This window comes from Flavobacterium eburneipallidum (assembly GCF_027111355.2).
In the GTDB taxonomy this organism is placed as follows: Bacteria; Bacteroidota; Bacteroidia; order Flavobacteriales; family Flavobacteriaceae; genus Flavobacterium; species Flavobacterium eburneipallidum.
On the sequence record NZ_CP114291.2, the window covers coordinates 2,251,565 to 2,275,185 of the forward strand.

General features: G+C 32.9%; 15 protein-coding genes. 8 read left to right on the top strand and 7 right to left on the bottom strand.

Annotation, left to right across the window (positions count from 1 at the left end; all coding sequences use genetic code 11):
* Nucleotides 1-31 precede the first annotated feature (31 nt).
* Both OZP15_RS09480 and OZP15_RS09485 read left to right on the top strand, forming a co-directional pair.
* Nucleotides 32-850, top strand: coding sequence for a hypothetical protein (locus OZP15_RS09480; protein ID WP_281335954.1), 819 nt, complete (start codon nucleotides 32-34; stop codon nucleotides 848-850).
* 2 nt (nucleotides 851-852) lie between these two features.
* Nucleotides 853-2,373, top strand: coding sequence for an ATP-binding protein (locus tag OZP15_RS09485; protein WP_281335955.1), 1,521 nt, complete (start codon nucleotides 853-855; stop codon nucleotides 2,371-2,373).
* 8 nt (nucleotides 2,374-2,381) lie between these two features.
* Here OZP15_RS09485 and OZP15_RS09490 read toward each other — a convergent pair whose 3' ends face one another.
* The 3 genes from OZP15_RS09490 to OZP15_RS09500 form a co-directional block, all read right to left on the bottom strand.
* Complete coding sequence (locus OZP15_RS09490; RefSeq protein WP_269225215.1) at nucleotides 2,382-3,167, bottom strand: hypothetical protein; 786 nt, start codon at nucleotides 3,165-3,167, stop codon at nucleotides 2,382-2,384.
* Between the two features lie 10 nt (nucleotides 3,168-3,177).
* Nucleotides 3,178-4,071 (bottom strand): hypothetical protein, encoded by an 894-nt coding sequence (locus OZP15_RS09495; RefSeq protein WP_281335956.1) that lies wholly within the window; start codon nucleotides 4,069-4,071, stop codon nucleotides 3,178-3,180.
* A gap of 480 nt (nucleotides 4,072-4,551) precedes the next feature.
* Nucleotides 4,552-4,797 (bottom strand): helix-turn-helix domain-containing protein, encoded by a 246-nt coding sequence (locus OZP15_RS09500; RefSeq protein ID WP_269225217.1) that lies wholly within the window; start codon nucleotides 4,795-4,797, stop codon nucleotides 4,552-4,554.
* A 696-nt stretch (nucleotides 4,798-5,493) separates the two neighbouring features.
* On the opposite strand from OZP15_RS09500, the gene OZP15_RS09505 reads away from it, so the two are divergent.
* The 3 genes from OZP15_RS09505 to OZP15_RS09515 all read left to right on the top strand — a co-directional run bounded on the left by OZP15_RS09505 (nucleotide 5,494) and on the right by OZP15_RS09515 (nucleotide 12,628).
* A complete protein-coding gene (locus OZP15_RS09505; protein ID WP_281335957.1) occupies nucleotides 5,494-8,499 on the top strand; it encodes a SusC/RagA family TonB-linked outer membrane protein in 3,006 nt (1,001 codons plus the stop codon).
* Between the two features lie 18 nt (nucleotides 8,500-8,517).
* Nucleotides 8,518-9,942 carry a RagB/SusD family nutrient uptake outer membrane protein gene (locus OZP15_RS09510; protein WP_281335958.1) on the top strand — a complete coding sequence of 475 codons (1,425 nt, stop codon included), beginning with the start codon at nucleotides 8,518-8,520 and terminating at the stop codon, nucleotides 9,940-9,942.
* A gap of 103 nt (nucleotides 9,943-10,045) precedes the next feature.
* Nucleotides 10,046-12,628: an alpha/beta hydrolase family protein gene (locus tag OZP15_RS09515; protein WP_281335959.1), complete on the top strand. Its 2,583-nt coding sequence runs from the start codon at nucleotides 10,046-10,048 to the stop codon at nucleotides 12,626-12,628.
* Between the two features lie 71 nt (nucleotides 12,629-12,699).
* Here the strand turns inward: OZP15_RS09515 and OZP15_RS09520 are convergent, their stop codons facing one another.
* The 4 genes from OZP15_RS09520 to OZP15_RS09535 form a co-directional block, all read right to left on the bottom strand.
* Nucleotides 12,700-12,969 carry a DUF6520 family protein gene (locus OZP15_RS09520; RefSeq protein ID WP_269225225.1) on the bottom strand — a complete coding sequence of 90 codons (270 nt, stop codon included), beginning with the start codon at nucleotides 12,967-12,969 and terminating at the stop codon, nucleotides 12,700-12,702.
* A 95-nt stretch (nucleotides 12,970-13,064) separates the two neighbouring features.
* Nucleotides 13,065-14,582, bottom strand: coding sequence for a DoxX family protein (locus OZP15_RS09525; protein WP_281335960.1), 1,518 nt, complete (start codon nucleotides 14,580-14,582; stop codon nucleotides 13,065-13,067).
* A 110-nt stretch (nucleotides 14,583-14,692) separates the two neighbouring features.
* The gene (locus OZP15_RS09530; protein ID WP_281335961.1) at nucleotides 14,693-15,616 is read right to left on the bottom strand and encodes a helix-turn-helix domain-containing protein; all 924 of its coding nucleotides are present in this window, start codon (nucleotides 15,614-15,616) and stop codon (nucleotides 14,693-14,695) included.
* A gap of 69 nt (nucleotides 15,617-15,685) precedes the next feature.
* Nucleotides 15,686-16,078 (bottom strand): DUF7793 family protein, encoded by a 393-nt coding sequence (locus tag OZP15_RS09535; RefSeq protein WP_269225230.1) that lies wholly within the window; start codon nucleotides 16,076-16,078, stop codon nucleotides 15,686-15,688.
* 206 nt (nucleotides 16,079-16,284) lie between these two features.
* Between OZP15_RS09535 and OZP15_RS09540 the strand changes: the two genes are divergently transcribed.
* The 3 genes from OZP15_RS09540 to OZP15_RS09555 all read left to right on the top strand — a co-directional run bounded on the left by OZP15_RS09540 (nucleotide 16,285) and on the right by OZP15_RS09555 (nucleotide 23,486).
* A complete protein-coding gene (locus OZP15_RS09540; RefSeq protein WP_281335962.1) occupies nucleotides 16,285-18,708 on the top strand; it encodes a bifunctional aminotransferase class I/II-fold pyridoxal phosphate-dependent enzyme/GNAT family N-acetyltransferase in 2,424 nt (807 codons plus the stop codon).
* A 37-nt stretch (nucleotides 18,709-18,745) separates the two neighbouring features.
* Nucleotides 18,746-19,576 (top strand): RteC domain-containing protein, encoded by an 831-nt coding sequence (locus tag OZP15_RS09545; protein WP_281335963.1) that lies wholly within the window; start codon nucleotides 18,746-18,748, stop codon nucleotides 19,574-19,576.
* A 247-nt stretch (nucleotides 19,577-19,823) separates the two neighbouring features.
* Complete coding sequence (locus tag OZP15_RS09555) at nucleotides 19,824-23,486, top strand: nSTAND3 domain-containing NTPase (protein WP_281335964.1); 3,663 nt, start codon at nucleotides 19,824-19,826, stop codon at nucleotides 23,484-23,486.
* Nucleotides 23,487-23,621 lie beyond the last annotated feature (135 nt).

Sequence of the window (23,621 nt, forward strand, 5' to 3'; positions counted from 1 at the left end):
ATTTAAGTTTAAACGATAAACGTAAAAATTTATGATTGGGAAGTCAAAAGTATTGCGAATTGATGATGATTCAAAGCCTGATTGGTATGATGAAATAGACCCTGTATCATTTTACGAAAAACATTTTGAAACAACTTTTCTTGAAAAAATAAGTGTTGTTTATCCTGATTTTATTGGAGTAAGTTTTGCCTTAAAGATTGAAACCGTTTTAGGAGAAAGTTCAAAGCCCGATTTAGCAATTATTAGAAAGGATTACAAAGAATGGTATATCATTGAAGCTGAAATGGGAAGACATTCTTGGGAAGACCATGTTGAAAAACAAGTTAAGGTTTTTACAAATGGAGTATATGAAAAAAATAAAATAGCAAATTATATTTTTAAACAAGATTCAACTAATATTCTTGAACTAAAACATTTAGAAAACATGGTCAGTTTAATCCATCCAAAAGTGATGGTAGTGGTAAATGAACATAAACCACATTGGCAGAAAGAAATAAAAAAACATAAAGCTTTCTTAAGTGTCTTTCAAATTTTCAAAGGCTTGAATGGATTTGAAATTTTTCGAATAGAAGGAGATACTCCATTTGTATATAGAGACAAGTCGCATTGCGATTTTCTTAAAGGAGGCAGTAATATACTAATGGTTTATACTCCACATTTTATAACAGAACCTGATGATCAAGAAATTCAAGTTACCTTTAGAGGCAAACAAACAAAATGGATAAAAAAAAGCCAAACAAATGGAACTGTTGCTTTAATTTTTAAAGGATCCTCAACATTTTTGCAGCTGGAAAAAAAATATATATTGTACATAACTGATAAAAACGAATATTTCTTAGACCTAAATTAATTATGGAAGAATTAAAAATTGAATTTGCATCGGATTTAGTTAGCTCATATAAAAGACTTTCATACAAAATATGGTATGCCTTAGCAGAATATGTCGATAACTCTACTCAAGCTTACGAAAATAATAAAGCTATTTTAGATTCAGTTTACGAAACGGAGAAAAGTAATCTCATAGTTAATATTAATTATTTTAGAGGGCAAAACATTGAGGAAGATTACTTTGAAATTATAGATAATTCAATTGGAATGTCTACAGATGATTTAAAGAGAGCATTTAAGATTGGTTTACCTCCCGAAAATAGTACTGGCAGGAGTAAATATGGTCTTGGTATGAAAACTGCATCTTTCTGGCTTGGTGACGAATGGACAATTCATACTAAAAAATTAAACGAAAATACAAAAAGTAGTTTAACGCTAAATTTAAAGTCCATTGCACAAGGTAGCTTATCATTAAACATTGAAACTGAAGAAGCCGATACAAATGATCATTACACTGTGATAAAAATATATGGATTGCACAGACGTTTTAAAGGAATGACAATTAGTAAAATAAAAAGCTTTTTGTCATCAATCTATAGGTTTGATTTAATCAATGACAGGATGGATCTGATATGGAATGGTGAAAAATTAGAATGGTCTAATTTTGTAGACAACGATTTTATAAAAAATAGTGAGATGGAACCGCTCAAAAGACCTTTTGATTTTATGGTAAACAATAAACGTGTTCATGGATGGGCCGGCATCTTATCAAATGGAAGTAGAAACAAGGGAGGATTCTCATTAATTAAACATGAAAGAGTTATACAAAGTCCTCCGAATGGTTATAAACCCGAAAGCATTTTTGGAGAGCAAGAGGGTGGAATAAATGATTTAGTTAATCAAAGGTTAGTTGGTGAAATTTACTTAGACGATTTTGAAGTTAGCCATACTAAGGACAGCATCCTCTGGGAAGGTACTGAAGAAGAAGATCTTGATGATCAAATATTCAAAGAAATTGGCGACTTTAAGAAAACGGCAGTACAATTTCGTAAACGAGCTGTCGATGAAAGAGGTCCTTCCGAAGAAGAAGTAAATATTGCGATTGATGAAATTACTAAGGAATTAAACTCGGGAGAGATTGCAGATACGCTATTCGCATTAGAATTACCTTCCGATGAAATCATTTCAATTTCTAATACGCAATTGGAAGAAGTAAGCAAGTCGAATATAGAGCCTATAATAGTTACTTTAAACCAACTAACAATTAAGCTATACGTTGATGATACAATGTCTATCAATGACCCATATGTTATCAATAATTCTACGAGTGATAGAGATACAGTTATAATTATTGTTAACAAAAATCATCCATTTTGGAATGAATTAGGGGATAGTAGAGGAGTATTAAATTATTTACGTCAATGTGTTTATGACGGAGTTTCCGAGTGGAAGGCTTATTTTTTTAATTCTTCTATTAAACCTAATACAATTAAATACATAAAAGATGATTTACTTAGGGTGCCTTTTAATATTCAAAGATCATAAAGGTTATTTTAACGTAAAGACTCCTTAATATTTATAATTGACTTTTCAATAAGATTCATTTTAATTTTTAGTGAATATAAATCTAATAGATATTCTTCAGTTTCAATATTTTCACCATAGCGAAAAGTTGTACTTTCTGGATCAAAATCATTTATTGCCAAAATTGTATTTTTAAACCAATCAGGTACCTGCTGGTTAAATTTTGTTGAGATAAGTTTTTTAAAAATATTATAGAGTTTTTTTAATTTATGACTTCTGATTTCTTTTCCAATGATTACTGACTTAATAAATAACTCAATACTATGTCTGTAACAGAATATGGCTGGACATAAAAACTCTGCCCTTTCGTTGCTTTCAATTGCTAATTTAATAAGCTCATCAGCAGATCGTTTGTATGATTTTGCAAGCAAAATTTTATCAGAATAATCAGCCAATGAATTAATCAATATACTTTCACCTATTATTCCTATATTAAAATCATTAGGTTCAAGAAATATGGGTGTTATTCCATTTATAAATTCATTAATATTATCTTCATAATGCCCATTAGAATTTAGTCCATACATTATGTTTTCAAAATCAGGTTCATCTTCCCAATACAAACTAACATAAGATAAGACTCGAATATCTGAAAGATCAAACCTTTTTTCTAATGTTCCTTTGACTTTAGCTTCAACACTGAAAAAATCTGAAAGATGGTAAATGGAATCGAGAATAAATTTTTTGTCTGATTTTAGTATGCGCTTAGCTTCAGCAAACTTGAAAATAAGTGAATAATTAATTTCTGATTCCATAAAGAAATATTTATTTTAAAAGTTGAAAATTACTGTTTACTAAATATTCATAGACAGATGAAGCCGTTTCTGTACTTATGACCTTACTTAAAGCTAAGTCTATAAGTTTCCCCTTTAGTAATTGTGCCCAACTTTTTTTTGGAAGATTATATTGTAATTCCCTCAATTCATCAATTTCGTTAAAAATTATTTCTTGTCCGTGGCCTAATTTTGTAAGATGATCAATAATATTATCAAGCTTTTTATCTAACTCACTTTTTGTCTTGTTGTTTTTATTACGTTTTTCTTTTCTTTCAATATAAGACGCACCTTTAACAGAAATTTTCACTTTATCAGATTCCCCATATCTACTTTTTAATATAACATAACCTCTTCGATGTAGATCTTCGGCAATTTCTCTAGATTCTTTATCACGGTATTTGATATTGTTAAACTCAAGAATCTGGTCTATGGAATACATTTCGTCTCCAAATAAAATATTTAATTTAGATAATATAAAATCATTTTTATCAGATATTGTTTCTATCTTGGCTAAACTATTACTATCAAATAAAGTTTCAGTAATAGACAAATAACCTATCACCAATTTTAAACTTTTTCTAAATCTATCAAGTCTTTCAATCTCTTTTCTAATTTCTGGCACTTTGTCAAAACCATATGAGGAATATTTATTGTCAAAAAACGAATTATATTCCTTATCTAATAGGTCTACAATAATATCTGTACAAGGAACGATATGCTGAGTAATATGAGTTTCTGATTGTTGAATTAAGGTATCAGATTTCTTAACAAATTCAATTAAAATTGAGTTTTCAGAATCCAATAATACCTCAATATCTTTAATATATTTTTCTAGTATTTCAAAAAAATAAACGTGAGAAATATTTTTTAACTTGTAATTCATTTTATATAAAATTTTGAAGTATAATTACAGTAATTATTAGCTGCTCGTTAAATACATTAATTAAATTTCTAAAAAAATAAGAGAATAAAATAGAATCCAAAAAAATATCGTTTTAATATTGTTCGATTATATCACTTATATTTAAAAACAAATGCATCTATTTGACAAGTATTAATTCGGGATTGTCAAGTGATCTTAAAATGCATAAAAAACCTCCCCAAGACCTAACCTATTTACCATCCTTCTCCAACTATCATTATGTTTATATTCTTTCCTCCATTCATAAAACTTTCCCCTCAAGTAAAGTCCCACAAACCATAATACTACAAAACCTACTATCTCATAACATTCCATCTTTCAAAAATAGAATTTTAATCAAGAAATATAACCATATGAATTCAGTTTCACACGATTTGACAAATATTAATTCAAAATAGAGAAGTAACTGAAAAGCATAAAAAAAGATGCCTAAGCATCTTTTTACTCTTTATTCAAATCAATTGGATATTCAAGTAATTTTTTAGGATCAATTCCTAATCCTTTTGCTAATTCTAAAAAAGTAGTAAAAGCTAAATTTCTATTACCATTCTCAATTTCACTAATATTACTTTTTGTCAAATTACTATTAGTAGCAACAAAATCTTGACTTAAGCCCAGTTCCTTTCTGATACTTCTTAAGTGTGATCCAAATTGAATCAGTCTTTTGTCTTTTCCCTTACTCATCATACAAAATGACTAAAAATAATTTTTAAAAAAGTTATAAGAACTTATAACAAAATCATTTTTTTTGTTATATTTGTCTTGTTCAATAATCAATTACATAATTGATTACTTGATAAATTTTAATATTTTTGCGACTCTTCAAATTCAATATTGAAGCATTCGCTTAGAATCTCGTTTTCAAAAACTGGTAATTTTTAAAATGCACGAGACGATAAGAAAGATGCTCACGTCCTATGGCGTGGGCTCACTTATTCGTGCAGCGGTATACCAGTACCTTGAAAACGTTTAAGATGAGTCCATGCCTTTTTTTTCCCTTTGGTTCTCAATACGATTCTTGGCACTACTTCTCTTTTAAGTCTCGCAAACCACTTATTTTTTGAATTAGTTGGGAAACGCATCGCCAACGTTTGGCTGCAACAAGCAAAGGCGGTGCACTTTCCTGTTACTAAAAAAACCTTTAAATTCTAATGCCTATGAATTAAACAAAAAACCTCAACCATTAAAGAAATTGCACCAATTAGTACTATCTGTGGAAAAAATTAACTTTTAAAATAATCACTATAAGAAAAAAACAGAAAAATTTTCGTGCCTTGGCGACTTCATGGCAAGAACATAAAAAAAGCCCTCTAGTCTGTGACCAAACTTCCTAGAGAGCCAGAACTAATAAAACCAATGTTTCATTAAAACCAAACCAAAAGTATGAATAAATTTTCACACTTCAAGTTATGGATAGTCCAAGAACTGCCCAAACTGTACTGCCTTTTTTTCCTGTGCTCCCTTACAGAAGGTTATACCCAAGACAAGACCATCACAGGAATTTTGACCGATACTAACGGCGTTTTACCCAATGTGACCGTAACTGTCAAAAGTACAAGAATCACTACATTTTCAAATCTCAATGGCATTTACTTCATTACTGCCGCTCCTACCGATGTTCTTCTTTTTTCCTATATCGGTTACAAGACAACTGAAATTACCATAAACAACCGCCAAACGATTAATTTGTTAATGCAAGAAGATACCTCTATGCTACAAGAAGTGACCATTAATGCAGGCTATTATTCAGTTAAAGACAGCGAACGAACTGGAAGCATTGCTAAAATCACTTCGACCGACATCGAAAAACAACCCGTAACCAATGTCTTGGCGACAATGCAAGGAAGGATGGCTGGGGTAAACATCACGCAGGAAACTGGTGTTCCTGGCGGTGGTTTCAACATTCAAATTCGGGGCATAAACAGTTTACGTACCGAGGGCAATGAACCACTCTACATCATAGATGGTGTTCCTTACGCTTCGCAAGCATTGGGATATTCCCAAATTTCAACCACCATACCAGGTGATGGAAGTCCACTAAACAGCATCAATCCCAACGACATTCAAAGCATTGAAGTTTTGAAAGATGCCGATGCCACCGCCATTTATGGCTCAAGAGGAGCAAATGGCGTGGTACTCATTAGTACAAAAAAAGGAAAGCAAGGCAAAACTCAATTTTCCATCAATGCGTCCAAAGGCTCTGGACGAGTCACAAAAACAATGCAATTTATGAATACTGAACAATATTTGACGATGCGTCGTCAGGCTTTTGTCAACGACGGTATCACCCAATACCCAGACTATGAGTATGACATCAATGGAACTTGGGATCATACCCGAAATACTGATTGGCAAAAGGAACTGATTGGTGGTACAGCCGAAATTATGGGAGTCCAAACATCCATATCGGGGGGTAGTGAACAAACCCAGTTTTTACTCAGCGGTACCTACAATTCCGAAACTACCGTTTTTCCAGGTGACTTCATCTATAAGAAGGCTGCCCTACATTCTAACATCAACCACCAATCGGAAAACAAAAAATTTAAATTGAATTTTTCTGCCAATTATGTCAATCAGAATAATGACCAACCTTGGACTGATTTCACACTAACAGCGATGTCGCTGGCTCCAAATGCCCCTGCATTGTATGATAATCAAGGCAATTTAAACTGGGAAAACAATACTTGGGACAATCCCTTGGCCAATCTCGAAGGAAAGTTCAATTCCAAAACTGGTGACATTGTTGCCAACACCCTTTTGTCCTACCAACTGTTCAAAAATTGGGAACTAAAATCCAGCTTTGGCTATACTAACCTACACTACAAAGAAAGCCGTACCACCCCATCCACACTCTACAATCCTGCCTACAATAGCACCAGTAGAAACTCATCGATTCTGATCAACAACACCAACAGGCAATCTCGGATCATCGAACCTCAAATTAATTGGAAAAAGGAATTTGGAAAATTAAATGTGGATCTCCTTTTAGGCGGCACCTTCTTAAACCAAAACAGCGACCAAGTAATCGTAAGAGGTAGAGGGTTTACCAGCAACAGTCTCCTTTATGATTTAGCATCGGCTACCACCATAACGGTACTCAACAATCAAGAAACTGCTTATAAATACCAAGCCTTTTTTGGTCGCATCAATTGGAAATGGCAGGACAAATATATTTTGAACGCTACTGGAAGAAGGGATGGATCTAGCCGTTTTGGTCCTGGCAAACAGTTCGCTAATTTTGGTGCCATTGGAACTGCTTGGTTATTTTCGAATGAGCAATTTTTAAAAAACAATACTTCTCTTTTTAGTTTCGGTAAGTTGAGAGCTAGTTATGGTACAACAGGAAACGACCAAATTGGCGACTACCAATTTATGGATACTTACAGTTCTTCTGGAAGTAGTTATCAAAGTGTTGTCGGATTACAGCCTAGCCGTCTTTTTAATTCCAATTATGGCTGGGAAACCAATACCAAGTTGGAGATTGCACTAGAAACTGGCTTTTTGGAAGACCGCATTTTCTTCACTTGGGCTTGGTACAATAATCAATCTTCCAACCAACTCGTCGGAATTCCTCTGCCAGCCACAACTGGTTTTAGTTCACTACAAGCCAATTTGGATGCTACCGTTCAAAACAGCGGAATTGAAATCACCTTACGGACAACCAATATTCAATCTGGAGGATTCAACTGGACAACCAATTTCAATCTAACCGTGCCCAAAAACAAATTGATTTCCTTCCCAGAATTGGAAAGTTCCACTTATGCCAACCAATATGTGGTTGGGCAATCCATAAACATTCAAAAATTGTATAATAATACTGGTTTAAATTCTCAAACAGGAATTTATGGCTTCGAAGATGTCAATGGTGATGGACAAATCACTTATCCCGATGACTCACAAACCATTCGAGATTTTAGTCCAAAATATTTTGGTGGATTACAAAATCATCTGGAATACAAAGGATGGCAACTGGATTTCTTGTTTCAATTTGTCAAACAAGAAAATTTCAATTGGGCTTACATGGCAGGGCTTCCTGGCGCTTTCGTGAACCAATCAGTTTATGCTGCTGACAGTTGGCAAAAACCTGGGGATACCAATCCCAATCAACAATATTCCACAGGAGTAAACAATGACGTGGTGGAGGCTTATTATAAATACATTTCCAGTAATGCCGCAGTAAGCGACGCTTCTTTCATTCGACTAAAAAACATTGCAATATCCTATGACATTCCTAAAAGTTGGATTAAAGAACTTCAATGTAAAATGTATGTGCAAGGGCAGAATTTATTGTTGTTCACGCCTTATAAAGGCGCTGATCCCGAATTTAGATCCGCAGGCTATTTGCCACCACTTAAAGTAATTACTGCGGGCATTCAATTGAATTTCTAACCATTAAAACTTTTCAAGATGAAAATCAACAACCATATAATCTCTTTACACTTATTTTCGAATAAGTGGAACAACAAAAAATGGATGCTTCTATTGTTACTGCCATCTTACTTCTTAAACAGCTGTGACAGCTTTGTGGAAGTGGGATTACCTAATTCACAATTAACTTCCCAAGGCGTTTTTGAGGACAAAGCCACTGCGAATGCTGCCATGGTCGACATTTACAACAAAATCAGGGACAATGGATTGCTGACAGGTAATTCCTCGGGGATTTCCAATCAATTGGGTAACTATACCGATGAACTCATCTGTTATGGCTCAACGGCCAGCGCATCCATCGACTTTTACAACAATGCACTAGTTGCCACCAACAGCAACATTTCAGGAGTATGGAATGGTAGTTACAACCAAATCTATGGTACGAACAGTGTTTTGGAAGGAGTTAAAAATGCCTTGGCATTACCAGCATCAGACCGTGACCAACTTACAGGAGAAGCATTATTCGTCAGAGCATTAATTCACCTTTACCTAACGAATCTTTTTGGAGACATCCCCTACATCACTACGACTGACTACAAACAAAACAACTCTCCAAAACGAATTCCCCAAACGGAAGTGTACGACAAAATCAAAACCGACTTAAAACAAGCCATTGAACTATTACCAGAAAGTTACGTCAGTACTGAAAAAGTGCGTCCCAACAAATATGCAGCTATTGCGTTGCTAGCAAGAGTGGATTTATATTCGGAAAATTGGGCAGAAGCTTTAGAGAATGCCAGCAAAGTGATTAGTAACACAACATTGTACAAATGGACAAGCTTAGATAAAGTATTTTTAAAAAATAGTACAACCACCATTTGGCAATTGATGCCAGCTGTCAAAGGAAAAAATACTTTTGAAGGGGAAACATTCATTTTCACGGCTGGCCCTCCACCCCTGACAGCATTGAGTTCCGGTTTGATGGATGCCTTTTCTATGGGTGATTTGCGCAAAAGTTGGTGGACAAAAGCGGTTACTAACGGCACGGACACTTGGTATCATGCCTACAAATACAAAGAATTTCAAAACACAGTCACTTCATTGGAATATTCCATCATACTGCGTTTGGCAGAACAATACCTGATTCGTGCCGAAGCCAAAGCACATTTGAATGACGCCCTAGGTGCGTCCCAAGATTTGAATGCCGTCCGTAATCAAGCTGGATTAGGTAATACGACTGCAATCACAATTGACGAACTTCTAGAAGCGGTTTTAAAAGAACGAAGACTGGAATTTTTCACAGAATTCGGTCATCGCTTTTTTGACTTAAAAAGAACCAATACATTAGATTCTGCACTTACAGGAGTTAAGTTGGGTTGGGATGCCAAAGACCATCTTTGGCCAATTCCTGCAACGGAATTAGCAGTCAATCCTAATTTACGACCTCAAAATCCAGGTTATTAAAATGGATACTTTTAAAATGGATACTGTAAAAAAAGGATTTGATCATAGGTTGAAACCTCAATTAAAGTGCCTTTTCCTTCTGGCACTCCTATTTTTTGCTTTAATGACCTGTCCCACAGCGGGACAGGTAAAGCAAAAAAAGCACCTTACCCCTGTCGATTATCCGCTTTGGGGAACTTTACAACTGGAGGAATTCTCCGAGAGAGGGCAATGGGTCAGTTATGCCATGCAATACGAAGAACAACAAACCGACACCTTATTCCTAAAAAACACTGAAAACAGAAAACTAAAATTCTTTCCAAAGGGTTCGAATGGTCAATTCAACAAAGAGGAGTCTTTTGCCTGTTTAGTGCCTTCTGGTTTAGCAATAACAAATCTGAAAACAAATCAACAACAATTGATTCTTGATGCAATTGCTTTTGACTTTTCGTCCAATGCGAAATATACGATTGTATTAAAAAGGAATTCAAAAAACCAAAAAAGCCTTGAAATCAGGTCTTCAAACGGCGAAGGACTTGAAGACATCAAAGATGTTAATGCTTTTCTCTTGAACGATGCCGCAAACAAGCTGGTTTGCTCCATTGAATCAAACAACCAAAATTCGGTAATGGTAATAAATTTGGACAAAAACATAACCAAAAAAGTCCTTATGGAAGATCCAAAATGCCATTTCACGAATTTAGCTTGGAACTCTAGCGGTACTGCTTTAGCTTTTTTTCAGGAAGCTAGGGATAAAACCGACACGACGGATACGAAGTTGCTCCATTACAATTGCAACATGAATAAACTCCAATCGTTTTCATTGGAAGGACAAAGTAATATTCCAACGAAAATGGATACTAGCGGAATCATCCCGTTGACGATTTCCGATGATGGGCAAAAAGTGTTTTTTGGTGTAAAAGAAAAAGAGCAATTGGAAAATATACAAAATTCTGAATCAATTCAAATTTGGAGAACGAACGATAATTGGATATATCCTCAACAAAAAATTATTCAAAACTGGAAAAAAACCGTTAAAACAGCTGTGTGGAAAACTGTTACCAATCAATTTCTTGCAATTACTTCCGTTGAATGTCCTAAGCTAATACTAGATGGAAAACAGCAATGGGCACTGATATACAATCCAATTGCTGAAAAACCACAATACAAATACAATGATGATAGAGACATCCATGCAAAAAACTTATATACTGGGGAATGTAAGTTGGTCATAGAAAAACTGCCAGAGAACATCCAAAATATTTTAACCATCCCAAATACAAATTATATCGTTTATTACAAAAACAAAAACTGGTGGGTCTTGGATTTAAACTCCCAAACAAAACTAAATCTTACTGAAAAACTCAACATCAATTTTGAAGATGTACACTATGATAGAGCAGGAGACAAACCAACTTATGGCATCGCAGCTTGGAATAAAAAAAATAATAGCATCTTAATTTATGACCAGTACGACATTTGGGAAATTACAGTTGACGGTAAAAAAACTACACGACTTACAAGTGGTAAAGAAAAGCAAATTTGCTTTAGAATTCCAAAACGTAAAAACGGCACTTGGAACAAAATAAACTTTGATGGTTTGAGCTGTAGTGAAGTAGATCTAGATCAAGGATTAATCTTGGAAGCCAATGGAGATGATTTGTTTTCAGGATATTATATCTGGAATAGAAAACAAAAGGAATCAAAAATAATATATGCTAACAAAACAATAGACCAATTAATTAAAGCTTCAAAAAATAATGGTTATGTCTATCGTGATCAGGAATACGATAGTCCTCCTACTCTATTTTTTAATGATCCATCTAAAAATAATCCCCAAAAACTATTTGAAAGTAACCCACAACACCATAATTACAATTGGGGAAAATCAGAACTTGTTCATTATCAAAATAGGAAAGGAAAAACACTAAAAGCAATATTGTACTATCCTGCAGCATACAATCCAATTAAAAAATATCCGATGATTGTGCATGTTTACGAACGACAGTCTGATGAATTGCATTCTTATGTAAACCCCTCCGAACTGGATTCAAGGGGATTCAACAGAACTAATTTTACTTCTCAAGACTATTTTGTATTATTACCCGACATCAGCTACGAAATAGGAAATCCAGGTAGTTCTGCCTTGGATTGTGTCGTTGCTGCAACGCAAAAAATAATTGACAAAGGTTTAGTATTGCCCAATAAAATAGGACTGATTGGACATTCATTTGGAGGCTATGAAACCAGTTTCATTGTTACCCAAACCAATCTTTTTGCCACGGCAATTGTGGGAGCTGCAACTACTGATTTAACGAGTTGGTATCTCTCCGTGGGTTGGAATAATGGAAGACCCGAAATTTGGCGTTTCGAAAATCAACAATGGAGAATGGGAAAGTCACTCTTTGATGACATGGAATCCTATAATCAAAACTCACCAATTCTAAACACTAAAAATATTAAAACACCATTACTGATTTGGACTGGAGAAAATGACAAACAAGTGAATGCAAACCAGAGCATTGAATTCTTTCTCGCTTTAAAAAGATTGGAAAAACAAGCTACGATGTTAGTTTATCCCAATGAACGACATGCTTTAATGAGGGATGAAAGCCAAAGAGATTTATCCCGACGCATTCAAAATTGGTTTAACTATTATTTGAAAGACAAATTGCCAGAATCTTGGATATTTGAAACTAAAAAGTAACAAAAAAACAATGCAGTTACCGTAATGGTAACTGCATTACAAAAAAAAGCTTAACTCAATTTAGCTTTTTTTTAATTGCTGGCTCTGTACAATTCCACTGCGCAATCTCCAGCTTCATCTTTTCCGAATACCTGTTGATTGGCGTTCGTTTTACACAATATGTTTCCGGTGTTACTACACTGAACGGATTGGTTGCAGGCTCCTGCAACTTGAACCCAACCTTGAATTGGAGCAGGGGCTGCTTTTTTAGCAACATTCACTGTGTGTGAAGCAAAAGCTCCAGTAACGGCCAATGCAAATACACCCATTGGCAAAATCATTTTTACAATACTTGTTTTCATGATAATTAAATTTAAATTTTAAAATGCGATCTACTCTTTTTTACAGGTTTTCGATCTTGGTCCTGATACTGGCCAGTATGTCGTCTCAAGAAATTCTATTGGGAATTTCTCGATTTATTTTTAAATAGATTTCCTAGTGAATAAGCAACAATTTGATCGTCAATCAAAGCATACAAATACGAATCGGTAACAATGAAGTTTCTCATTTTTTGATGATTGAGATGATATACATAAAAACTGAACTGATATGAATTTTCAACAATGTCATAAACATCAATTACAGAGGCCTGACTCCATAACTTTTGCGATTCAAATTTCCCTTCCACATTGGAGTGAACAAAAAGTAAATTTTTAAATACTGAACTGGAAGCATTGACGGTAAATGGGGGTGCCGAAAATTGCTTTATTCCCTCCTTGGGCAAATAGGCAATTTTTATTTTTGCTCGACTATTAGTATCGATAGTTTGACCACGATACGATAATTTAAGCTGGTGATCGGTTATAATGAATTGATTTCGATAGTAATACACATAAACTAGCTTTTGTAACGATGAACTGTAATGTAAACTACCGTCCGTATCAAAAACCCCATCAATTTGTTTTTGCAATAGCTCGGGAGCAAGCTTTGTTTTGAACCGATTACCAAGAGTAATGAGGGCTAGCGTGTTTTCTCTTTTTCGGACATCACGGGTACGGATGGCAAGCGCACCATTACTCATAATTGTTGCCGTTGAAAAGTGGATTTTTCGAAAAGGAACTAAAGTTGCCTTCCAATTTGAAATAGTTCCTCTGAAAATACACGGAATTGTGCCGTCAAGTACATAAAAATAAGGAGGTACGACTTTTACCTGAATGGAACGAAAAGGCAAATCAATGGTATTGATCTGGATGGTGTATTGCATTCTGTTTTTTAATGTCGAATCCAAAACAGTAATCTGAGAGGGATTGGTATAATTGCCAAGATAAATATTGCCCATCCCCGTTCCTGCTAAATAATAGGAGTTAAATTCCAGATCCTGCTGATACTTTTTATTGATTTGATGCGGAATAAAGCGTCTAATAAATGGATTCCGATGATGAATAATTTCCTCCGAAGTCACGAACAACAGAATGACTAGAGCAACACTACCAACAAACAAAGTGGAAGTCACAATCCAGAGGAGATTCATTTTTTTGGAACTCTGTTTAGGCTGTAAAGTTGTTATCAAGTATATGCCGATGAAAGCCAAGACAACAAACATAACATTAAAAAGGAGATGCTGTTTCCAACTCATATTTTCAAGAATCCCTCCACAAGAACAAGGAACGAAAGAACTGAAATTTAAAATGACGACAATGTAAGTACTAAACAGAACCATCAAACTAAAAGCAGCATAAAAACCTATTAAACGCCATTTATGGTAAATCAACAAGATAACAATGAATAACTCTAAAAAAGGAACTCCAAAAGCGACCCAGCCAGCAAAAGCACTCAATAATGGAGATTGTCCCAGTTGCACCTGAAAAGTGTCAAAATCTAATAATTTGCTGGTGGCTGCATATACAAACAATAGAATATGGAGCATTGTTATAAGCTCAATAATTACGCTTTGTGTTCTGAAAGATAATTGCATGAAGTGATGGATTAGTTTTGATTCAGTAAAATTCTGAATTTCAAAACAATAACAGTTGTCACTTTGGGAGCAAAACTTTCCTAAAACGGATAAGTTGTTATAAAGTCAACCTAATCCTCTTGGGGAGGTGTAAATCCGATTTCATTTCGCTTGACTTCATAAGGAGAGAAACCAAAACGTTTTTTAAATGATTTTGAAAAATTGGGATAATTGTTAAATCCGTTCATAACGGATATATTTTTCAAAGGTATTGCAGTGTGCTCTATCATAAAGTAAGCTCTTTTCAAACGCTCATCATTATAAAATTGATAAATGCTAGTCTTAAAAAAGTGGCGAAAACCATCTTTCAATTTATGTTCATTAGTACCAAATTTCCTAGCCAGTATTTTTAATGAAGGAAGTGGGTCTTCAAGATGAGCCAAAATGTAATCATATAATTTCTGAATTAAAAAAGCATCAAACTTTCGGGGTTTTGATTGTTTTTCATTTTCATCTTCGATAGCCATTGGATAATAAGCATCATACTTTTTAGGAGTTAGAAGATTCAATATAATTTTCGATTCATTAATCAATTTTCCAACACTACAAGAAACAGAAATTGGCAGTTGGTCTTTTCTAATAAAATCCAAAGCCACAACCGCAGGTAATGAGGTCTCTAATAATTTTTCGATTTGGTCCAATGAAGTATTTGCTATAATATCAGTTAATGGCTGTTTAAACAATTCACTTTCAGTATAACCCAAAAGAAGAATTAGTTCTGGGGTAAAACTTTCTATGGAATATTTTTCATCCAATAGAATTGTAGTTTGAGTTATAAACTGATGGGTACTATGAGAATTGACAAACCCAAGATTAAAAATGGATTCCTTCATTTCCTCAGCAACCATGTTGATTAAAACAATTAATGTTTCCAATTCATCATTTTCTTCATCATTGGTACTTGAAGGGATACGACTGTTGAAATTGCCTCTTGCCATTTCAAACAGCATTTGATGTATAGTAACAATTCGCGCTTGGTTATGAGGCTTATCCATAATAATACCTTTATTAAGTATTTTATTTTTTCTTTCACATTCCTTACTTAAACACCCATTAAATACTAATTACTTCTCTTCAATAAAATCTTTCAAGTAATTCAAAGCAGCAGCTTCAGTTGTAAAAATTTGTGTAGGAACGGAAGGCTTACTCACCTGTAAATAAAATGTACTTATGGTCAATAGTACTTTTTCATTTGCTACAAGTGCAACAGCGTGTGTCAGTAAAGACCCAGCTTGTGCTAAAAAATCCCTGCCAGCTTTATCGGTACCCACCACTCCTCGAATATCACATAACACCGGGAAAGTTCTTTCTCGTTGAAAGTGTATCCTAGCTGTAACAACAAGTTGGGCTACTTTAAGGTCAATAAATGTTTTGGATTTATATTTAAAAAAGAGAATGCCTTCTTTTATCCAAAATTGGGCATGGTCATTCTCATAAAAGTCATGGGCTGCAAACATGTCTTATGAATTTAGTTTTATTTAACAAAAATATAAACATTTATAAACACTGTAGTTGTTAATTTGGGATTATTTGTTGCATTTTGAGCATTTTGTTGTCAATTTGGGAATATTTCTTGTTACATTGGGAGTATTCATCCATATAATGCAAAAACTTTCATTTTTTATAATGACATTTAGAATACTATTTTCAAAGACTATAAAAAATGGCAAAAATCAAACACAATAATTTCATCGATACAGTGGATGAAGTTTTATCGGGCGCAAAAAAAGAAGGTATATTGCATTTGTATGCAGAAGATAAGATATTGACGGGTAGAACCATTCAAATTAAGGGTAAAGAAATGTTTCATTTCGGGACAACTGGATACCTTGGATTGGAACAAGATGACCGACTTAAGGAAGCAGCAATTCAAGCAATCCGAGATTATGGCACGCAATTTCCACTTTCAAAATCCTATATTTCACATCCATTGTATGGCGAACTAGAAAGCAAAATCGAACAAATGTATGGCATCCCAGCCATCGTTACCAAAAATAGTACTTTAGGACATCTTGCCGTTATACCGACATTGATTCGGGATGAAGATGCGGTTATTATGGATCATCAAGTACATTGGAGCGTTCAAAATGCTTGTCAATTACTGAAGTTGAGAGGGATTCCCGTGGAAATGATTCGTCACAGTAATTTGGAGATGTTGGAAGACAAAATCAAACAGCTGGCAACAAAATGCAACCTAATCTGGTATATAGCAGACGGTGTGTATTCGATGTTTGGAGATTATGCTCCAATACAAGAATTACTGAACTTGACTAAAAAATATCCCCAACTCCACCTCTACTTTGACGACGTCCACGGCATGAGCTGGAAAGGCAAAAACGGCACAGGTTTTGTCTTTGATGCCATCAACGAATTGCCCGAAAACATTGTGGTTGTGGGTACATTGAGTAAAACCTTTGGTGCCAGTGGAGCAACATTCTTTTGCAAAAACCAGAAACTAAGGGATAAAATTAAAAATTTTGGTGGGCCGCTGACTTTTTCAGCTCAACTGGAACCAGCTTCCGTGGCAGCGGCAATTGCCTCGGCCGACATCCACTTGTCATCTGAAATAACAATTCGCCAACAAGATTTGGCGGATAAAATCGCCTACTTTAATCAATTACTGACCAACGGAAACCTTCCCATAATTTCAAAAAATGATTCTCCAGTTTTCTTCTTGGGAATGGGAACGCCGCTAACTGCTTATAATTTCGTACATCGTTTGTTCAAGGAGGGCTTCTTTCTGAACTTGGGAATTTATCCCGCAGTACCCATCAAGAATACAGGAATTAGAATTACCCTTTCGGCTCACAATCAAAAACAGGACATTAAAGCATTGGCAGAAGCAATGGAATTCCATTTTCCCAAAGCTTTAGAGGAAACAAACAACTCTGAATACAAAATAAGGAAAGCTTTTGGATTGCCGGTCGAAAAATTAGAAGTGATTTCAGAAACTCAAATGGAAGAACTCATCATTGAAGAAAAAAACACCATAAAGGAAATGTCAAAATCAGATTGGAATCACTGCATAGGTAAACAAAATATTTTCGATTGGGAAGGAATGATGTATTTGGAAAATACGTTCAAGCATCATCCAGACCCAACAAACCAATGGGATTTTTACTATTATACCATCATAGACAGTCTAGGTGAAATAGTACTAATGACTTTTTGTACTTATGGTCTTTGGAAAGACGATATGCTTGCAACGGAATCCGTTTCGATTCAACTGGAAGAAATTAGAAAAACAAATCCGTTGTACCTTACATCAAAAGTATTAAGCATGGGCTCTTTATTCACGGAAGGCAATCACTGCTACATCAATCAAGAACATCCCCTTGCGGATAAAGCACTGAAATTACTTTTAGACAAATTGGAAGAAAAATACAATGCAATCAATGCCGATATGTTGGTGTTGCGAGACTTTGAAGAGGACTTCAAATTCGACAAGACAATACAAGAACAAGGTTATTTCAAAATAAACATGCCTGAATCCTGCGTTGTTGAATGCAAAAGTTGGACTACTTACGAGGAATACGCAAAAGAATTGTCCCCACGTTCCCGAAAACATTTCAGCAAAGAAATACTGCCATTTGAAAGACATTATGAAGTAATAATAAAGGACAAACTGGATAAAAGAGAAATAGAGAGAGCTCATCAACTATACAATAATGTCAAAAATAATAATTATGCCATCAATACGTTCACTTATTCCCAAGAGGTTTTTGAAAATATGAATGATAGTCCGAACTGGGAATTTATATTGTTGACTTTTGAAAAACATACGGAAACAGCATTCGTTGGAGTAATGTTTTGCTACAAAAACAATAATACCTATGTGCCAGAATTGGTGGGAATGGATTATAAGTGGGCTAAAGAATTTCAACTTTACAGACAACTGCTGTTTCAAACCATAAAACGAGCCAATGAATTAAAAATGGAAACAATAGATTTTGGGGTATCGGCTTCATTTGAAAAAAGAAAATTAGGTGCCAAAATAATTCCAAAAGTAGCCTATATTCAAGCTAGAGACAATTATGCCATGGAAGTGATGAATACGATGCAAAACGATTTTAAATCTCTCAAATAATAGCTTAAATCGATTGAACAATTAAAATTTTAACACGATGTTTAAAGATATAATTGAATCATTTAATAATACTTGCAACACAATTCTGGGAGCAAGTGAAACGATGCTGAGCAAGGCTAGTAATGGAATCTTGGTATGCAACAAAACGTTGGCTGAATTAAAGGAAATAGTGGACAAGAAGGATTTTAATACCGTGCCAGAGGAAATTGATTTTTTTAAAAATGTCAAGCCAATCCCTATGAGTTTATTGATTTACTTCACTGAAGTTCGTTCGTGTGAATTAAGAATGCCCAAAGCGGGTAATACCTATAAAATCCAATTCCTCCAAAAAGAGTTGCGGAAAATCAACAAGTTTTTTCATCGCAATGCCGATTTTGTGCATTATATGGAACAAGGATACAGCTATCTCGATCATCAATTCTTTACCCGAAACCACCGAAATAATTTCCCGTTTACACCTATGACGGACTATTATCAGTTTCCAGAATTTTCAACTTCACAAGACATGCTTTGGGCTAAAGTAAAAGCAATGTATCGCTTCATTCACTACATCCGCCAAGCACTGAAAAGATTGAAAGTGGATGACTCCGATATTTTTGAAGAAAAAAAACACAAAGTATTAGTATGGACTGGTCCAAAAACAGCCTTGACGGAATTAATTTATGCTTTGTTTTCAAACGGGGCAATCAATCACGGCGCAGCAGACATCAACACGATTACGGATTCCTTTGAAGATTTTTTCAACATCAAATTGGAAAACGTTTACAAAACCTACTCCGAAATAAAAGCACGCAAAAGCAGCAAGACCAAATTTCTAGAAGAGCTAACCTTAAATTTACAACAAAAAATAGCCCGTGAGGATTCTTAAACCATTAGAAATATGGAATATTTTCATTTGAAATTTAAAAAATGCCCCTTTACTTCAAATGTATCTTCCAAAATAAAACTTAAAAACAGTTATCACAAACCTTTCGGCAACTGAAATTGAGAATGTTTATGGAAATCGGCTGCGTTCTCGTTTACGTGAGATGATTAATTTGATTGGGTTTAAGAGGAATATAAATGATAAGAGAAAGTAAATATTTATAGTTATTTTTGGAATATAAACAAGTACAATGATAACAAGTATTGAACAAGCACTTTTAAGTTGCAATCCAGATAAGTTTGCTAATATTTGTAGATTATATTTGGGCTACAGATATTCAATTGTAAATCCCACTGGTTTAGTTGTAGGAAAAGAAAAATCAAAGAAAGGAACTCCTGATAATTTTATTTCGGATAACGATTCTTATATATTTAGTGAGATTACGACTATTGACAAAAATCAATTAGTCCCAAAGCTAAAAAAAGATATAGAACATTGTTTTAATCAAAGTGATATTCCTTCGGATAAAATAGTTAAAATTATTTTAATATGTAATCAGAAAATTACAACAAAAATCCAAGAAGAGCTGAATGATCACAAAAACTTAATTAATAAATTTACTAAACTAGAAGTAATTGGATTAGATGCTCTAGCGACTATTATTTTTAGAGATTATCCTTCACTAGCCAAAGAATTAGGATTAGCTATCGATACAGGTCAAATTTTAGAAATGAGTGAATTTGTAATTCAATATGAAAAATCAAAATTTGCTACACCTTTATCAAATGCCTTTTTTAACAGAGAAACGGAATTAGAAACAAGCATAGAACTACTAAAACAATATGATTTTTTGTTAATTACAGGACAAGCAGGAGTTGGTAAAACTAAATTTTCAATTCAGTTAGTTACAAATTATTTGAAAAATAATCCTGGATATATTGTCAAGTATATTAGAAACAACAATCAACTAATTTGGGATGATTTAAAAATACAAATCACAAAGAACAACAAATATATAATTGTTGTTGACGATGCCAATAAACTCAAAAGTAATTTAACATCAATTATAAATTTTAAAAACGAATTCAATTCTGGTGACATCAAAATTATAATGACTGTTAGAAATTATTTGAAACAAGAAATTGAAAATCAACTCAAAGAAAATGGTTTAATCGAATTAGCAAATTTTGATAAATCAGAATTAGCACAAATATTGCAATCACCCGAATTTAATATTAACAATTATTATACGGATAGAATACATTCTATCTCAAAAGGAAATCCAAGAATTGCTCTAATGGGAGCCATAGCTGGTATAAATAAAGAAATCGAAAAACTTACTAAAGCATCATCAATATTAGAAGAGTATTTTTCTTCAGCAAATAATAGTATAAAAGATGATTTAATTTTATTAAAGACCGCTGGAATATTGACACTTTTTAGATCTATTGATATTTCTAATTCAGGTGTGATCGATGAAATTTCAAAGCATTTTGACATTAATAAAAATGAATTAGTAGAAAAATTAAGCTTACTAGTAAAAAATGAAATTGCGGACGAATACAAAAACACCTATAAAATTGCAGACCAAATTCTTGGAGAATATATTTTCTATTTAATTTTCATTAAAGAACAACATATTCCATTTAGACAACTATTAAATCTACACTTTGACGAACATAAAATTTCATTGATGTCTCTTTTAAATCCAATAATTAGTAATTATGGTTTTAATGAAATAAAAGATTTGATATTGTATGATGTTATTCAAAAGTGGAACTCTATTCAAGGTGATCGAGATAAATCAATAAAATTTCTAGAAAGTTTTTGGTTTTATTTAGAAACTGAAACAATCGTATTTATCAACAAAATTATAAGTATAGAAACAAATTGTGAAATAGAAAATTTTAAGTTTGAAATTTACAAAGACAATCATATTGAATCGTATGACGATAAGATAATCGCACTTTTAGTAAATTTTCAAAACCTTCCTGATAAGTTTGAAGTTGCTTTGGAATTATTATTAAAGTATGGATTATCAAGTCAACTACTATTTTCAAAAATATTAAAAGTTCTCACACAATCATTTACATACAAAAGGTTTAGTTATGAATATGGTTATAAGATTCAAATAAAACTCTTTGATTTTTTATATTTAAAAGTTAATGAAAATAATATTTTTTATTCCAAGATTATTCTATTCATAGCTAATAAATATCTAATTGATAGCTACGAGTGTCATTATGGTGGTAACGGAAGGCAGTTCTACTTTAGTCAAGAATATATTGTGCTAACTGAAGAACATAAAAATTTTAGAACTAAACTTTTTGAATTTATTTTTGACTGTTATAAAAATGCAGAATTAAAAGATAGTGTATATGATTTCTTTGATAAACATAGGTATTCACATCTCCATAAAAGAGAAAAAAACGTAATCAATTTTGATAAAAAGCTGATAATTCCATTTTTTGAAAATAACTTCAATAATAGAATTTTTAGAGAATCCTCAATTGTACATAATTATACGAGAATGCTTGGTTTTTCAAAAATACCATTCAAAAAAGAAGTTCGAAATCTTTTTTGCTCAAAAGAGTTTAAATTATGGCTGTTGTTAGAAGAAAAATTCGAAAGAAATGAAAAGATAATTAATAATTTTTCTGATTATACTTTTGACGATTATATAGATTTAATTCAGTCTTTGAATATAATTTCCAAGAATAAGAGTGGGGATAATTCTTGTTTTGAGACAATAAGTTATCCTGTTTCGGAAATATTTGGAAATCTTGCTAAAAAAGATTTTCAAATGTTTATTAAAATACTGGAAAATGTATTTCAGTATGAATATTCAAGAAATCTATATTTTGCAAAAATAATCTCAAATATAAATTTTGATAAAAATAAAGTCGAAATATTAACATTAGTATTCAAAAGAAATATAAATAGTGATGTTAATTTATTGGAGCTTTTTACAAGAATCCCAAGTGAGTATATAAAAGTAGAAGACTATAATTATCTTATAGAAATACTTCAAAAAGATGATTTCAAAAATATTTGGTTTATTGATGATATCATAAAAAGGTTTTCTGATTTAGAATTGAATGTTGAAATTGAAATTGAAAAGTTACTCGATATAATAATTCGAAAAACTGAATTAAATGATAACCTCTATATGTATGGTCATTTTTTCAAAATCATTAATGACCAATATCAATTCTCTTTCATAAGAAACTTAAAAAAGATTGAAAAGATTTACTTGTATCTAGATAAATCAAGAAGACATTTTGATTATAATTTGGAAGTATTAAAGTTAATTTTATCACAGAATCCTAATTTTATAATTGACTTATTGAAATATAATTTTGACGATAAAGACTATTTATCTCGAAGAGATTTTGATGAAAATGATTTCAAGAAACTTTGGGATTTAGACAATTATGAAATTGTTTTTGAAAATATGATTAAATATTTAGTAAATTTTAAAAGTATATTTCTTCACCGCGCTTCAGAACTTTCAAGTGCATTTAGAGGAAATAATCAAAAAGAAATTGATTTTTTGCACAATCAATTGTTGAGCACTGAAAATAAAAAAATAATTGAGTTGATATTTAATATTATTACTAGTATTTACAGCGATAAAATGTTAGATTTTCTGAAAATAATTTTAAATAAAAATTGTGATGTAGAACTTTTCAAAAGACTTGATTTTTATACTTCTGCAGGAGTTACAATGGGGAGTAGGTTACCCAATATGCAATTTGAATTATCCCAATTCGAAAAAGTAAGAGATTTTTTAGTAGAACAAAAAAATATAAACTATTACGAGTTCATAGAAATTATTAATCGTAATATTATGTATTCAAAAATGAGTATTGAAAGAGAAAGGAAAGAGGAATTTGTTAGTGAATGGGATTAATTAAAACATCAAAAAAAGTAATTATAATAAAATGAAATTAGTAGCTATTTGGGTTGAATACGTTATGAGAATCAAGGCCTTGACTTTGGAGGTGAAAATTACTTACAATTTCAAATTTGATGAAGATAAAAGTAT

What these genes read in the sequence shown, in the direction of transcription:
- OZP15_RS09480 (WP_281335954.1), top strand. Translation starts at nt 32, where the DNA reads ATGATTGGGAAGTCAAAAGTATTGCGAATTGATGATGATTCAAAGCCT.
- OZP15_RS09485 (WP_281335955.1), top strand. Translation starts at nt 853, where the DNA reads ATGGAAGAATTAAAAATTGAATTTGCATCGGATTTAGTTAGCTCATAT.
- OZP15_RS09490 (WP_269225215.1), bottom strand. Translation starts at nt 3,167, where the DNA reads ATGGAATCAGAAATTAATTATTCACTTATTTTCAAGTTTGCTGAAGCT.
- OZP15_RS09495 (WP_281335956.1), bottom strand. Translation starts at nt 4,071, where the DNA reads ATGAATTACAAGTTAAAAAATATTTCTCACGTTTATTTTTTTGAAATA.
- OZP15_RS09500 (WP_269225217.1), bottom strand. Translation starts at nt 4,797, where the DNA reads ATGATGAGTAAGGGAAAAGACAAAAGACTGATTCAATTTGGATCACAC.
- OZP15_RS09505 (WP_281335957.1), top strand. Translation starts at nt 5,494, where the DNA reads ATGAATAAATTTTCACACTTCAAGTTATGGATAGTCCAAGAACTGCCC.
- OZP15_RS09510 (WP_281335958.1), top strand. Translation starts at nt 8,518, where the DNA reads ATGAAAATCAACAACCATATAATCTCTTTACACTTATTTTCGAATAAG.
- OZP15_RS09515 (WP_281335959.1), top strand. Translation starts at nt 10,046, where the DNA reads ATGACCTGTCCCACAGCGGGACAGGTAAAGCAAAAAAAGCACCTTACC.
- OZP15_RS09520 (WP_269225225.1), bottom strand. Translation starts at nt 12,969, where the DNA reads ATGAAAACAAGTATTGTAAAAATGATTTTGCCAATGGGTGTATTTGCA.
- OZP15_RS09525 (WP_281335960.1), bottom strand. Translation starts at nt 14,582, where the DNA reads ATGCAATTATCTTTCAGAACACAAAGCGTAATTATTGAGCTTATAACA.
- OZP15_RS09530 (WP_281335961.1), bottom strand. Translation starts at nt 15,616, where the DNA reads ATGGATAAGCCTCATAACCAAGCGCGAATTGTTACTATACATCAAATG.
- OZP15_RS09535 (WP_269225230.1), bottom strand. Translation starts at nt 16,078, where the DNA reads ATGTTTGCAGCCCATGACTTTTATGAGAATGACCATGCCCAATTTTGG.
- OZP15_RS09540 (WP_281335962.1), top strand. Translation starts at nt 16,285, where the DNA reads ATGGCAAAAATCAAACACAATAATTTCATCGATACAGTGGATGAAGTT.
- OZP15_RS09545 (WP_281335963.1), top strand. Translation starts at nt 18,746, where the DNA reads ATGTTTAAAGATATAATTGAATCATTTAATAATACTTGCAACACAATT.
- OZP15_RS09555 (WP_281335964.1), top strand. Translation starts at nt 19,824, where the DNA reads ATGATAACAAGTATTGAACAAGCACTTTTAAGTTGCAATCCAGATAAG.